13 protein-coding genes and 3 tRNA genes are annotated in these 13784 nt (G+C 41.4%); 8 read left to right on the top strand and 8 right to left on the bottom strand.

From position 1 onward, the window contains the following. The first annotated feature begins 103 nt into the window (after positions 1 to 103). The 3 genes from B2R65_RS12230 (at position 104) to B2R65_RS12220 (ending at position 500) form a co-directional block, all read left to right on the top strand. Positions 104 to 178, top strand: a tRNA-Gln gene (locus tag B2R65_RS12230). A gap of 123 nt (positions 179 to 301) precedes the next feature. Next, positions 302 to 386, top strand: a tRNA-Leu gene (locus B2R65_RS12225). 39 nt (positions 387 to 425) lie between these two features. After that, positions 426 to 500: transfer RNA gene (locus B2R65_RS12220), tRNA-Gln, on the top strand. Between the two features lie 4 nt (positions 501 to 504). Here B2R65_RS12220 and B2R65_RS12215 read toward each other — a convergent pair. Together B2R65_RS12215 and B2R65_RS12210 are read right to left on the bottom strand one after the other, a co-directional pair. Next, positions 505 to 2094 carry a putative bifunctional diguanylate cyclase/phosphodiesterase gene (locus B2R65_RS12215; RefSeq protein WP_286743030.1) on the bottom strand — a complete coding sequence of 530 codons (1590 nt, stop codon included), beginning with the start codon at positions 2092 to 2094 and terminating at the stop codon, positions 505 to 507. 156 nt (positions 2095 to 2250) lie between these two features. Beyond that, entirely contained in the window at positions 2251 to 3420 is a 1170-nt protein-coding gene (locus B2R65_RS12210) for an FAD-dependent monooxygenase (protein WP_286743028.1), read from the bottom strand. A gap of 256 nt (positions 3421 to 3676) precedes the next feature. On the opposite strand from B2R65_RS12210, the gene miaB reads away from it, so the two are divergent. The 5 genes from miaB to lnt are packed head-to-tail and all read left to right on the top strand — an operon-like array spanning position 3677 to position 9142. Then, a complete protein-coding gene (miaB, locus tag B2R65_RS12205; protein ID WP_029774570.1) occupies positions 3677 to 5125 on the top strand; it encodes a tRNA (N6-isopentenyl adenosine(37)-C2)-methylthiotransferase MiaB in 1449 nt (482 codons plus the stop codon). 57 nt (positions 5126 to 5182) lie between these two features. Continuing rightward, entirely contained in the window at positions 5183 to 6241 is a 1059-nt protein-coding gene (locus B2R65_RS12200; protein ID WP_004589461.1) for a PhoH family protein, read from the top strand. 4 nt (positions 6242 to 6245) lie between these two features. Next, positions 6246 to 6704, top strand: a complete 459-nt coding sequence (gene ybeY / locus B2R65_RS12195) for an rRNA maturation RNase YbeY (RefSeq protein ID WP_024033864.1) — start codon at positions 6246 to 6248, stop codon at positions 6702 to 6704. A 22-nt stretch (positions 6705 to 6726) separates the two neighbouring features. Further along, positions 6727 to 7611 (top strand): CNNM family magnesium/cobalt transport protein CorC, encoded by an 885-nt coding sequence (gene corC / locus B2R65_RS12190; RefSeq protein ID WP_004589463.1) that lies wholly within the window; start codon positions 6727 to 6729, stop codon positions 7609 to 7611. Beyond that, positions 7592 to 9142, top strand: coding sequence for an apolipoprotein N-acyltransferase (gene lnt / locus B2R65_RS12185; protein WP_286743019.1), 1551 nt, complete (start codon positions 7592 to 7594; stop codon positions 9140 to 9142). The genes corC and lnt overlap by 20 nt, the downstream gene beginning before the upstream one ends. A 68-nt stretch (positions 9143 to 9210) precedes the next feature. Here the strand turns inward: lnt and B2R65_RS12180 are convergent, their stop codons facing one another. The 6 genes from B2R65_RS12180 to B2R65_RS12155 all read right to left on the bottom strand — a co-directional run bounded on the left by B2R65_RS12180 (position 9211) and on the right by B2R65_RS12155 (position 13661). Then, positions 9211 to 9702 carry a hypothetical protein gene (locus B2R65_RS12180; RefSeq protein WP_286743016.1) on the bottom strand — a complete coding sequence of 164 codons (492 nt, stop codon included), beginning with the start codon at positions 9700 to 9702 and terminating at the stop codon, positions 9211 to 9213. A 51-nt stretch (positions 9703 to 9753) separates the two neighbouring features. Then, positions 9754 to 10605: an alpha/beta hydrolase gene (locus B2R65_RS12175; protein ID WP_286743015.1), complete on the bottom strand. Its 852-nt coding sequence runs from the start codon at positions 10603 to 10605 to the stop codon at positions 9754 to 9756. A gap of 86 nt (positions 10606 to 10691) precedes the next feature. Further along, on the bottom strand, positions 10692 to 10982 hold the full coding sequence (locus tag B2R65_RS12170) for a type II toxin-antitoxin system RelE family toxin (protein WP_286743012.1): 291 nt from the start codon (positions 10980 to 10982) through the stop codon (positions 10692 to 10694). Beyond that, positions 10972 to 11223 carry a type II toxin-antitoxin system Phd/YefM family antitoxin gene (locus B2R65_RS12165; protein WP_004586953.1) on the bottom strand — a complete coding sequence of 84 codons (252 nt, stop codon included), beginning with the start codon at positions 11221 to 11223 and terminating at the stop codon, positions 10972 to 10974. The genes B2R65_RS12170 and B2R65_RS12165 overlap by 11 nt, the downstream gene beginning before the upstream one ends. Before the next feature lie 83 nt (positions 11224 to 11306). After that, positions 11307 to 12389, bottom strand: coding sequence for an RDD family protein (locus tag B2R65_RS12160; RefSeq protein ID WP_286743008.1), 1083 nt, complete (start codon positions 12387 to 12389; stop codon positions 11307 to 11309). 186 nt (positions 12390 to 12575) lie between these two features. Next, positions 12576 to 13661: an alkene reductase gene (locus tag B2R65_RS12155; RefSeq protein ID WP_286743006.1), complete on the bottom strand. Its 1086-nt coding sequence runs from the start codon at positions 13659 to 13661 to the stop codon at positions 12576 to 12578. Positions 13662 to 13784 lie beyond the last annotated feature (123 nt).

Genomic DNA, 13784 nt, shown 5'->3' with positions numbered 1-13784 from the left:
ACGCGCTGGATTTAGGTTCCAGTAACTTAGGTTGTGAGAGTTCAAGTCTCTCCTTCCGCACCATGTTCTCGATAAGAACTAAAATAATCAGCTAATTCTTTGTTGGGATATCGCCAAGCGGTAAGGCACCAGGTTTTGATCCTGGCATTCCCAGGTTCAAATCCTGGTATCCCAGCCAATTTCTTCTACCAAAGAAATTGCTATAAAGAATGTCAATATGCAGGAGTATCGGAATTGGCAGTAGTCTTGAATTAGACGCTGGATTTAGGTTCCAATACATTAACACCTGTGTATGTTAAATGCGGGAGTGGCGGAATTGGTAGACGCGCTGGATTTAGGTTCCAGTATCTTAGGATGTGAGAGTTCAAGTCTCTCCTTCCGCACCATGTTCTTATCTAGAACTAAAACTATTCCAAATTTAGCGTTGGGATATCGCCAAGCGGTAAGGCACCAGGTTTTGATCCTGGCATTCCCAGGTTCAAATCCTGGTATCCCAGCCAATTTCTATATTATCCTGTACTCTTCCTCATTAGCATATTTGTGTATAAACTCATTAATGTTTACTGGCTTGCTAAAATAATACCCTTGCAAATAATCACAATCCATTAGCGTTAATGTTTGTTTAAGATCGTTATCTTCTATCCCCTCTGCCACCACTTTACAATTAAGTCGCGTCGCTAAAAACAATGTCGATTCAACAATCGCGTAATCTGCTATTTGAGTCAGCATGTCTTTTATAAATGACTGATCTATTTTTATTTGGCTTATTGGTAATTCTCGCAGTAATACCAAAGAAGAAAAACCTGTACCAAAATCATCTACACTAAATTCAAACCCTCTGCTATTTAGTTTTTGCATCATTGTGCGGGCGGCTTCTAGGTTTGTCATCATGGCGCATTCGGTTATTTCAAAAATAATTGCGTCGCTTAGCGTTGGATCATGCTTTACTAGTTCTTCAACAAACTCATAAAACTCCGGGCTTTCTAAATCTTTAGTAAAAAGGTTTACATGCAACGAACCTATAAACCCAGCTGCTTTTAACACCTTTAAGTGCTTTATTGTTTCTAGTAGCACCCATTTAGAAATATTTAATATCAACCCACTTTGCTCGGCAATGCCAATAAACACCTCAGGGCTAATAAAAGAGCCATCACTTTGCGGCCAGCGTATTAATGCCTCTGCACCATGTACTTCATCGGCTCTGGCATCAAAAATAGGCTGTAAATAAAGCTCAAATTCGTGGTTTTTAATGGCGTGCTTAATACGTGAGGTCATATTTGAAAGCTCACTTGCTCGGGTGCTCAGCGCCTCAAAGTAATGTACATACAGTTGCTGTGTGTCTTTAGCCTCATGCAGTGCTAAGTCTGCTTGCTTTAATAGCTCATTAGCGTGCGACGAGTGATTCGCAAAGGTTGTTATTCCCACAGTCACGTGTACACGTAAACTATGCTCGTAAATATGAAATGGATGTTTGGTTGATTTTTTTATTGCTTCAATACATAAATTAATTGCCTCATTGGCTGAGTTATCAACAATAAGTGCAAATTCATCGCCGCCTAAACGGTACAGCTTGGCTATTCCCACAATATTATGGCTGAGTGTTTTTGAAAAAATGCTTAACAGCATATCCCCTACTTTATTGCCGTATGAGTCATTAATCGATTTAAAGCGGTTTAAATCTATAAGCATTAAATAAAACGAAGGCTCGTACTTAACTTGTTTGTTAAGCACCTGAAAAAACTTTTTTCGATTAGGGAGGCCAGTTAAGCTGTCGTTTTCGGCAAGGGTTCGTTGACGTTTTGCAAAGCGGTCTATTTTTAAAATACTTTTATAACTGAGCTGAATAACTAAATAAACAAAAGCGCCCCCGCCAAATAAAATTAGCGATACGCTCATAGCAATAAATCCAGCTATATCGTTATTTACAAAATAATAAAGTACATACCAATAACCCACTATAAAGCTAAAAATAAGCGCCAGTAGCAAAATCCACGAAACACGGTTAGTTTTTTTACAAATTTTTATTGTTGGCACAATGCTCAGCGTTAGTAGCAAAGCGCCGACAATGAGTATAAAAATAAAAAATTTATCCACAAACACACAACTTTTAATTGGTTAGTAGTTTGAGTATGGCAAAAAAACGCAATAACGGAATAAATTAATAGTGACAACTATGCAGGTGCCCAAGTGGCATAAGAAAGGGAGTGATTGGCCGTGCATTTATTAAATTAGCCAATCACTTAAGTAGATTTAATTAAGCTCCCCACTAATGGCGTATTTTAATACCCAGTTTTTTAAAGGACCGGTATTGTTAGCCATTTTTAAAAACTGACTGCGTGCCCATTTTAGTGGCGTAATTTGATTAGAAAAACCAAAGTAACACGCATCCATCATGCTCATCATTAATAGGTTGGCTTTACGGCGGCTTCGCTCGTATTCTTTTAGTTTTAGCGGACAACCAATATCATCAGCGTCTTCAAGTGCCTGTGCGAGTGCTACCACATCTTGAAAGCCTAAATTAACGCCCTGCCCAGCCAGTGGGTTAATTGTATGAGCCGCATCGCCCACTAACACCAAACGCCTATTAGAGTAATTATTTGCATGCTGACGGGTAAGCGGAAATACCGCATGGTTTTGCACCTCAAAATCCCCTGCAAGAAGCGGAAACTTATTTAAAACATGCGCTTTTATTTGAGCAGCCGTTAACCCTTTAAAGTTTTGTAAGGTATTGGCGCTGTCGTACCAAATTAAATTAGCGTATGGCGCCTGCATAGGTAAAAAGGCTAACGGGCCTGTAGGGGTAAATTGTTGCCACGTTTTTACTTGCTGCGGCGCATCTAGCTTTATTAGTACGCCCATGCAGTGCTGCTGATACTGCCACCCTGTTACACCAATATTTGCCTTTGCTCGTAGCTGCGATTGCCCGCCATCGGCCGCAATAACTAAGTCAGCAGTGTAACGGGTATCGCCATAAATGAGGGTGATTGACGTTGTGTCTTGCTCAATAGCACTTAAAGGTGCTGATTGTTCAATAACCTCAATATTATAATATGCAAACTGCTGCCAAAGGCTTGCTTGTATTAAATTGTTTTCAATTAAATGACCTAAGTGCGAAGTATTAATATCGGCGCAATCAAATAATAGGTTGTCGCCACCGCGCTCAAATGCTTCTAACTGCGTGTAAGGTGCTAATCGATTTTGCCTTAAAATAGGCATAGCCCCTAGCTCGTCCAGCAGGTTTTCTGAAAAACGGTTAATAGCCGATACCCGTATATCTACCTGATCACTTGCTAAAATGGCATCGGCGTTAATCAGTTTTTTTTCTATTATTTGTACTGATTTTCCTTGCTGTGCAAGCTTTATGGCCATGGCCGCACCGACCATCCCCGCGCCTACAACAATCACTTTGTTTTGAGTCATGTTTTTCATCATTTGGTTAATACGTGAAACTGTTTTGATTGTACCGTAACTCGCCGCATTAGTGCGAGAGTATATAACTATCACGCTATTAAACTGCCTGTGTATTGATTTGAGATCACAAACATGAAAACTATACTTGGATCTGGGCGGGTATCCAGCTAAAATACGCGTCCTTTAAGTGAGCAACCTTGCTCCTTAATCCCGTTTTAAGCACATTTTTGTGCCACTACCGAATTGAACACGAGGCTATATTTCAATGAGCAAAAAGCTGCATATCAAAACTTGGGGTTGTCAGATGAACGAGTACGACTCTCAGAAGATGGCTGATCTTTTAGATGCAACCAACGGCTACCAGCTAACGGAAGAAGCAGCAGACGCCGACGTTATTTTACTTAACACCTGTTCAATTCGTGAAAAAGCGCAAGAAAAAGTATTTCACCAATTAGGTCGCTGGAAGTTATTAAAAGACGACAAGCCAGATTTAATTATTGGTGTAGGTGGTTGTGTTGCCTCACAAGAAGGTGACTCTATTCGCCAGCGCGCACCGTTTGTTGATGTTATTTTTGGCCCACAAACATTGCACCGTTTACCAGAAATGATTAAACAAGTGCAAGGCGACAAAGGCTCATCGGTGGTTGATATTTCGTTCCCAGAAATTGAAAAGTTTGACCGTTTACCAGAGCCAAAAGCAGAAGGCCCGTCTGCATTTGTATCAATAATGGAAGGTTGTTCTAAGTACTGTACTTTTTGTGTTGTACCTTACACCCGTGGTGAAGAAGTTAGCCGCCCATTAGATGACGTATTATTAGAAGTTGCGCAACTTGCTGAGCAAGGCGTACGTGAAGTAAATCTGCTTGGTCAAAACGTAAATGCATACCGCGGTGAAACACACGATGGCGAAATTTGTTACTTCTCAGATTTAATCCGTTACGTAGCAGCGATTGATGGCATTGATCGTATTCGTTACACCACCTCGCACCCGGTAGAGTTTACGCCAGATATTATTGATGCGTACGCTGATGTACCAGAGCTTGTTGATCACTTACACCTACCTGTGCAAAGTGGTTCAGACCGTATTCTTAATTTAATGAAACGCGGCCATACAGCGCTTGAGTACAAATCAACAATACGTAAGCTGCGTAAAATTCGCCCTAACTTAAGCATGTCGTCAGACTTCATTATTGGTTTCCCAGGTGAAAGCAAAACAGACTTTGAAGCCACAATGAACCTAATTAACGACATTGGCTTTGATATGAGCTTTAGCTTTATTTACAGTGCGCGTCCAGGTACGCCTGCCGCCGACTTACCTGATGACGTATCAGAGCAAGAGAAAAAAGAGCGCTTATACCTACTACAAAACCGTATTACGCAAATGGCACAACAAATTAGCCGCCAAATGTTTGATACAGAGCAACGTATTTTAGTTGAGGGGCCTTCTAAAAAGAACCCAATGGAATTACGTGGCCGCACCGAAAACAACCGTGTAGTTAACTTTGTTGGCCCACACACAGTGATCGGCCAGTTTGTTGATGTACGTATTACCGAAGCGTTACCAAACTCTTTACGTGGCGATTTAATTCGTACAGAATCAGAAATGAACTTACGTCGTGATATTGCTCCTTCAGCTATTTTAACAAAAGCTGCAAGCGTTGAGCCAAAAATCGATACAACCAACGAAATTGGCGTAGCTACTTTCGTACCGTAGTTGTATAAATTCATTGCGCCAGTAACCCTTACTGGCGCACCCGAATAGGAAGTAATTTTGAGTAATCAGTTAAAAACATTAGAGATTTATTTAGAACCTGCCGACAACAAACGCCTTTCTTCTTTATGTGGCCCGTTTGACGAAAACATCAAACAAATTGAACGCCGCCTAGGTGTTGAAATAATCCACCGCGACAACTTTTTTAAAGTAACAGGTAAACTGCACTCAAGTGCCGCGGCCGTAGACATTTTAAAAAACCTTTATGTTGATACTCAACCTGTTCGTGGCGAAATTGGTGAAATAGAGCCCGACAACGTACATTTAGCCATTACCGAATCAAAAGCCCTAGAACAAGAAGTGCCGCAAAGTGCGTACGGCAAAGAAATGTTTATTAAAACCCGCCGTGGCGTAATTAAACCGCGTAACGACAACCAAGGTTTGTATGTTGCTAATATTTTGCATCACGACATTACCTTTGGTATTGGCCCTGCCGGTACAGGTAAAACCTACCTAGCTGTTGCAGCCGCAGTAGATGCCCTAGAGCGCCAAGAAATACGTCGTATATTACTTACCCGCCCAGCGGTAGAAGCCGGTGAAAAACTGGGCTTTTTACCAGGCGATTTAAGCCAAAAGGTAGACCCATACCTACGCCCTCTTTACGATGCGCTATTTGAAATGCTTGGCTTTGAAAAAGTAGAAAAACTTATTGAAAAACACATTATTGAAATTGCCCCACTTGCTTACATGCGTGGCCGTACACTAAATGATGCGTTTATTATTTTAGATGAAAGCCAAAATACCACCGCCGAGCAAATGAAAATGTTTTTAACCCGTATAGGCTTTAACTCTAAAGCAGTAATAACGGGCGATATAACACAAGTCGATTTACCACGCGGTGCGCGCTCAGGCCTTCGCCATGCAATAGAAGTACTTAGCGATGTTGAAGAAATTAGCTTTAACTTTTTCCAATCCCACGACATTGTTCGCCACCCTGTTGTTGGCCGTATTGTCGAAGCCTACGAGCGCAATGACGAAAGCGAGCGACTAAAGCGTATAGAAAAACAAAAAGCCAAAGAGCAACTTGCCGCTCAACAGCCGCCTTCTACTAAAGAGTAATACCGTGAGCACCGAATTAGATTTACAAATAGCGTGTGAGTTTGACAACCTCCCAAGCGAAGAACAATTTGCACTGTGGGCCGATAAAGCCCTGAGCAAGTTTCGTGATGAGTCTGAGCTGAGTATCGTTATAAGCGATGAAGCCCAATCACAACAATTAAACAACGACTACCGTGGTAAAAATAAACCAACCAACGTGTTGTCGTTCGAATTTGAAGCACCGCCAGGCATTGATTTGCCATTAGTAGGTGATTTAATAATTTGCCCAGCCATTGTATTGGCCGAGGCAATCGAGCAAGAAAAGTCATTTCATGACCACTTTGCCCATATGGTTATTCATGGATGCTTGCATTTACTTGGATTTGACCATATAAAGAGTGAAGACGCTTTTGAGATGGAAAGCATAGAAAAGCAATTACTTGCAGAGCTAAACATAGCTGACCCATACCGGGACGAAATTTAAATTAACGGAGCATTTAGACGCAATGAGCGACGATAACTCGCAATCTAGCCAGGGTTCTTCTGGCAAAACGTGGATGGGCCGCATAGCCCAAATGTTGCAAGGGGAACCCCAGAATAGAGAAGAGCTGGTTGAAGTAATTGCCGACGCGCAAGAGCGTGACGTAATCGACCCAGAAACCAAAGAAATGATTGAAGGTGTGCTTGGTGTATCCAAGCTTAAAGTGCGCGATATAATGATCCCGCGCTCACAAATGGTCACACTTGAGGTCGACAGCCCCCTTGAAGATTTGATCCCCATGATGGTCGACTCCACCCACTCGCGTTTTCCGGTGGTGTGTGAAGACAAAGACCACGTTGAAGGTATTTTGCTCGCAAAAGACTTGCTGCCGCTTATTTTAAATAAAGATGAGCACCTACCCTCACTGCGCGAATATTTACGCCCAGCCATGGTAGTGCCAGAAAGCAAACGCGTAGACACCCTACTAAATGAATTTCGTCAACAACGCTACCACATGGCTATTGTCATTGACGAATACGGCGGTGTATCGGGCCTTGTAACCATTGAAGATATTCTTGAAATAATCGTCGGCGAAATCGAAGATGAACACGACGAAGAAGAAGATCAACAAGATATTCGCCAACTTGCTAAGCATGTATACGTAGTACAAGCGCTCACCCCTGTAGATGACTTTAACGAGTACTTTAAAACAGGTTACAGCACCGATGAAGCCGATACCATTGGTGGCACGGTACTACACGCATTTGGCCATATGCCAAGTCGCGGCGAAACAATTGAAATAGACGACTATCAGTTTAAAGTAACTAATTCTGATAACCGTCGTATTTTACAACTGCAAGTCACCGTTCCTAAGGTTGATGAAAACGACAGTGAAGAAACTACTAACTAAACTCACCCTGTTAGTAAAAGATAAAAAAGCATGGCTCGCACTGGTTGCGGGCCTTATTTTAACTTTTGGCTACGCCCCTTACCAAATTTGGCCCATCGCATTTTTTAGCATTGCCGCCATTATTTTTTGTATTAACCCAAACAACACAGGCAAAGCGCACGCAAAAAGCGCTGCTAAATATGGCTTTATATTTGGCTTAGGTTGGTTTGGCGCGGGTATTAGCTGGGTGCATGTATCTATTGCCACCTTTGGCGGCATGCCGCTTATAGCATCGCTCTCGTTAATGGCTTTACTGTGCTCATATTTAGCCCTGTTTCCGGCGCTGGCGTTTTGGGCTGCAACTCGCTTTGCAAGTGGCCCTAAAAGCATGGGGGCACTTCTAATTGCCACCATAGCCATTAGTGAATACTTACGTGGACACTTACTGACCGGCTTTCCGTGGCTAAGTTTTGGCTATACACAAACAGATGGCCCGCTTAGGCTGCTTGCCCCTTATATTGGCGAATTTGGCTTAACGCTTACCTGTGTTGCCATTGGTTTTGCCCTTTACAGGCTCACCCAAAAAGATTTTAAAACCCCATTAATAAGCGCAGCCGCTTTAGCGTTACTTGTTATTGGCGCATTAAATACCGGTAATAATCACTACTCAGGTAAAGAAATGTCGACCTTATTGGTACAAGGTAATATTAAACAACACCTGCGCTTTGAACCCAGTGAGTTTTGGACCACCATGAGCAAGTACCAAGACCTAACACGCCCACATTGGGATGCCGACCTAGTGGTATGGCCCGAAGCCGCAGTGCCCGAAATAGAAGCCCTTGCCGACACGTACTTAGCCAATTTAGACAGCGCGGCCTCGTTTAATAAAACCGCATTAGTTACCGGTATTGTTGACTACCAGCTCGACACCAAAACCATTTACAACACCCTTATTGTGGTAGGTAATAAAGAGCACAACGACGAGCACGGCCATTACCGCTACCTAGACAAAAACCGCTACCGTAAGCACCAGTTGTTACCTATCGGCGAATTTGTACCATTTCAGGATATATTGCGCCCTATAGCGCCATTGTTTGATTTACCTATGTCATCGTTTACCCGTGGCGATAGAGTGCAAAACAACTTACGCGCCAATGGCTTTAACCTGCTACCTGCCATTTGCTACGAAATAGTATTTGCCGATTTAGTACGCGGTAATTACCAAAGCGACTCTGACTTACTCTTTACCGTAAGTAACGACGCGTGGTTTGGCGATTCAATTGGGCCATTACAACACATGCAAATAGCCCGCATGCGCGCATTAGAGTTACAACGCCCGCTGGTACGTGTTACCAACAATGGCGTAAGCGCCGTATACGACCCAATAAGCCACACACAACAAACCATGCCACAGTTTGAAGCTGCGACCATGAAAGCCGATATAAAGCTTATACAAGGCGACAGCGTGTACAGTCAGCACGGCAATGTGTTTGTATGGGGATTTGTGTTGTTGCTGGGAGTTGGTGGAGTTGGGGTTAGGTTTAGAAAGTGAATGGAAGTTGATAGCTGTCGGTTGTCAGCTATCAGTATATAAATACAACCACAATAATTTAGTAAGGTTTAAACATCAGGGTAATTTTTTATCCATTGATCAGTACACCCTCTTTCAAGATAAATTGAGATTGTTTTCTTTAAAAGGCGAGTTGTCATGTCCATTAATGCAGTTGTTCCCCCGGTAATTGCATTTTTCTCATAAATATAGCGACTTTCAATAAAGGTATGTCGATACTTTTCAATCAGTATCATTGAAAAGTCGCTTGAAAATTTATGCTTAATTGAAGTTGGTAACGCATTAAATAGATACACCAAATCATGTGCATTTTCTTTTTTATTAAGAGCCTTAGCGTTGAATTGATATTTTTCGTTTGTTAATCCATTATTGCTTACTACTTTGCAGTTAAAGCTTTTAAGTAATATCTCCAAAGCTAGTGCTGCATTAGCTATCGAAATACTAATTGAATGACTCCACATAAGCTCTGACGCCTTCAAATATAGATATGATGTTTCAATCATATGAGGAGCTAAAACCCAATCATAGCTGTCATCGTTCATAGCCTTTCCTTAAAAAACATCTGAATATTTTTATTCTATGAAACTAGGTTGCTAGTTCCTTAATAACTCTTTAATCCCATAATACCAACTAAGCGCAGCGACTGTGCCATGAGTTTCATCTTTAAAGTAACGTTGATTAATAATTAGATTATTGCTTGGGTGCGCTTTTAACTTTTTAGCAAACGCTACACCCCATTGGTAATTTGTTTTACCAATTTCGCCAAACGCTTCGTCATTATTTGCAAAGGTAAAATATACATTGCCATTAAGCGGCTTATTTATAAGTTGTTTCTCATCAAAATAACGGTTTAGGTAGTTATTATCCCACAGGTAGGTTGCATCAATTATTAAGTAATCTGTAAATAGCGCATGGTTGCTAAGTAATACATAACTGGCAAATAAGCCACCGAAGGACTCACCTATTAATACGCGTTTAGTTGATGTTCGGTAATTTTTATTAATGAGTGGGATAAGTTCTTTTTCAAAAAAGGCACTGTAATTTGAGGCGTTGCCAATATTTTCAAACTTTTCTAGAAGTTTACCGTTAAATGTCCAATCAACATTGGTTGGGGTAAAATCCCGCTCTCTTATCGCATTTTGACTATTAGGAATGGCTACTATAATTGCTTGTTGTATTTGCTGCTCAAGCCGCTGAGTACTAAGTGCCTCGACTAGCCCAGCGAGAGCTTTTAGGTGTGTTTGGTCACCATCGAGCAAGTAAATAACTGGGTATGACTGATTGGGGTTTTCATTGTAGCTTGGCGGTAAATAAACGCTAAAACTGCGTTGTTCATTTAAAATAACAGACTTAAGCAGATAGGTTTTGGCTAAAGTAATAGGCTCTGAGGCATTTACATTTATTGTAAAAAATAAATATAAAAATATTATTGATAAGACTTTCATACATATCCTTGTATTAAATTAATAGCTAACCAAGAAGAAACGCCCGCCCTTCTTTCAACAAGCAAAACACCGCTTTTATTGATAAGCTATTCCTTAGCTCTTGAAGCTAACTTTTTATATATTGCATCTTTATCGCGTTTACCAATTGCGAGTACATACACCACAACTTCGTCATCAATAACTTCGTAAGCAAGGCGGTACCCTGCCGTACGCAATTTTATTTTATAAACATTATCAAAGCCGCGTAATTTAGAGGCTGGGACATGCGGATTATCTAAGCGCTCAGCAAGTTTCTTTTTAAACTGGCTTTTAAGTGGTGGCGCAAGTTTTTCCCACTCTTTTAAGGCTGCTGGTAAAAACTTTAACCTATAAGTCATCTATACTAACTTCAACCGCTTGAGATAAATCGCCTCTGCGGCTCTCAACAACTTTAGTTAGTTCATAATCATCCAATTGTTCCATAAGTTGCTCATACATTTGTGCAGGCACCAAGTAAGCTGCAGGCTTATTATGATTTAATATGGCTATTGCAGCGCCATCAGCTTCATTTAAAAGCGCGGTTGGGTTTTTTTTAAGTTCTGAAATACTTGCCGAACAATCAGCTAAAACCTGTCTCATATAACACCTATAAAGAACTAAATTAAGACCTTATTTTAGCCCTTTTTTTATCTAAAGCTATATATTTTATAATTGCTTATTTTCTAAGTAGTTTTTAAATTCTCTTCTACCGTTTTCACATTTACAACTTGGTTCACGCTGCCCTGAATAACCACCGTGGCTGATATTTTATCTTGAATGGCTTGCCTGTTTGGGTCCCAGTACACTTGTAAAAAGCCTAATAAACCTGTTGCAAAACCTGCGCCGTACCCGCCGTATCTGCCAAAACAATCAAGCATACCTAGTGGCTCGCCATTTAGTGAGACCACCCGAATATTACATACTTTTTTACCTGGGGTTTGTCCGCGCCATAATAACGAGAACAACGTAAAGTATACGGCAGCCCAACCAAAACCAAGGCCTAGGTCTTGAATAATGCCTTTACCCCACTGCAAAATGCTGGTGACAGGTTTGGTTTGCTCGCTTTTAGTTTCAGCTTTTTCAGTGATATTGCTTTTATGAGTTACTTCGTCCGAAATACTTTCTCGCTCTGTCTCATTATTTTTAAAATCATCTGCCGCAACGGGTTCATCATCAGGTATGGCCATTAAGTGCAATAATGTGCGCGTAACTTCAATTCCTCCTACGTTTTGCATTTCAGCAAGCGCTGGTAATTGGCCAACTAAATTAGCTCGAGCAACGCTTTGGCAAGCGTCATCGCAGTTTTTATCGTCGTCTGTTTGCGTTAAATAGGTGCGTATTATTGCTTTATCATGCTCGCTTAGCTCATCGTTTTGCTGTGTTTTTTCTATTTGAGGTGTTTGTATAACGGTATCGCCTTCAAAAAAATCAATCGCTAACGAGAGTACGGTTAATGAACTTACAAATAAAAAGCTCGCGGCAAAAAGTTTTAAGGCTCTGCGCCAAAACGACGACATTTTTGGAAGATATTGCTGCGCAGTGCCTTTATAAAAAGCCATTGCAGCCACAAAGGCAATTAAAGTGGCGCTTAGCTTAGCAGCCATAAATATTAAAGTGACATCAATAGTCATCGCCAATGCACGTTTAATTGGGCTCGCTAATGGAATACCTAATAACGCTTGGTCAATTTTAAAGGCATACGGGGTGATCACGTCTTTGGTTTCAAAGTCTGATAACGCGAGTTGCTCTATCTCTTTGGTTTTCATTTTTATTTTTATGTTTTTAAAATGGGTAAGCTATTTAACTTACGCGCTTTTTATTGTTATATCAATCCGCTTAATTAAGTGATCTATTTTGAGGATTGGTATTAGCTCAAGTTAAAGCTATTGATTTACCAGCATAAAAAAAGGGCTGCATACATGCAGCCCTTAAAATACTTTATTTATAAATAATTAAGCGGTTGGATAATCGGTATAGCCTTGCTCTGCACCACCAAATAAGGTGTCGGGGTTGTGGCTATTTAGCGGTTTACCTTGCTTTAAACGTGCTGGTAAATCTGGGTTAGACACAAACGGGCGACCAAAGCCAATCATGTCGGCCCAGCCTTGTGCTAGGGCTTCATCGGCACGTTCTTTAGTGTACTTACCTGCATAAATTAATACGCCGCTGTACGCTTTACGAATAGCCTGTTTAAATTCAACGCTCATTAAAGGGGCATCATCCCAGTCGGCTTCAGCAATGTGCATGTAGTCCACGCCAGCGTCGTTTAGTGCTTGAGCAACGGCTAAATATGTTTGCTCTGGGTTATCATCAACCGTGCCGTTAAGCGTGGTAAGTGGCGCAAGTCTTACACCTACTTTTTGACTACCAATTTCATCGCTTACTGCATTTACGACCTCTGTTAAAAAACGCAAACGATTTTGCACACTGCCGCCATATTCATCAGTACGGGCATTTGATTGCGAGTCTAAGAATTGGTTAATTAAATACCCGTTGGCGGCGTGTAGCTCTATGCCATCAAAGCCTGCGTCTACTGCATTTTTAGCCGCTTGGCGAAATTCGGCTAGTACATTTTCAATATCTTGCTTGCTCATTTCGCGCGGTAACTGAGTTTCAACAAAGCCAGGTTCGCCGTTTGTATCTACAAATACTTTTACGCCTTTTGCAGCAATGGCCGATGCCGATATAGGCTGCACACCGCCTGTGTTATCGCTGTGTGTTACGCGCCCTACATGCCAAAGCTGCGCAAACATAACGCCACCAGCATCGTGCACTTTGTTGGTCACCGTGCGCCAACCTGCTACTTGCTCGTTTGTGTAAATACCTGGTGTCCAGGCATAGCCTTTACCCAGCTCACTTATTTGTGTGCCTTCGCTTACTATTAACCCAGCACTTGCTCGCTGCGCATAATAAGTGGCCATTAAATCATTGGCAATGTCGCCAGGCTGCGTTGAGCGCGAGCGAGTCATTGGTGGCATAACAATACGGTTTTTTAAAGTTTTACCTGCAAGTTCTATGGGTGAGAAAAGTAACGTCATAATGCCTCCTAAGTTTGATGGCGCTCATAATAGCGCAGCTATATAAATTCAAAAATAGCAAAAAACACAAAATAGCTTTGTTGTATTTGCAAAAGTGTCTACTTATTCTTCTGCTGAGCATTA

This window comes from Pseudoalteromonas sp. UBA2102, assembly GCF_002331165.1.
GTDB classification, from domain to species: Bacteria; Pseudomonadota; Gammaproteobacteria; order Enterobacterales; family Alteromonadaceae; genus Pseudoalteromonas; species Pseudoalteromonas atlantica.
Note: the sequence above shows the minus strand (reverse complement) of the source record. Positions and strands in the feature narration are given on the sequence as shown.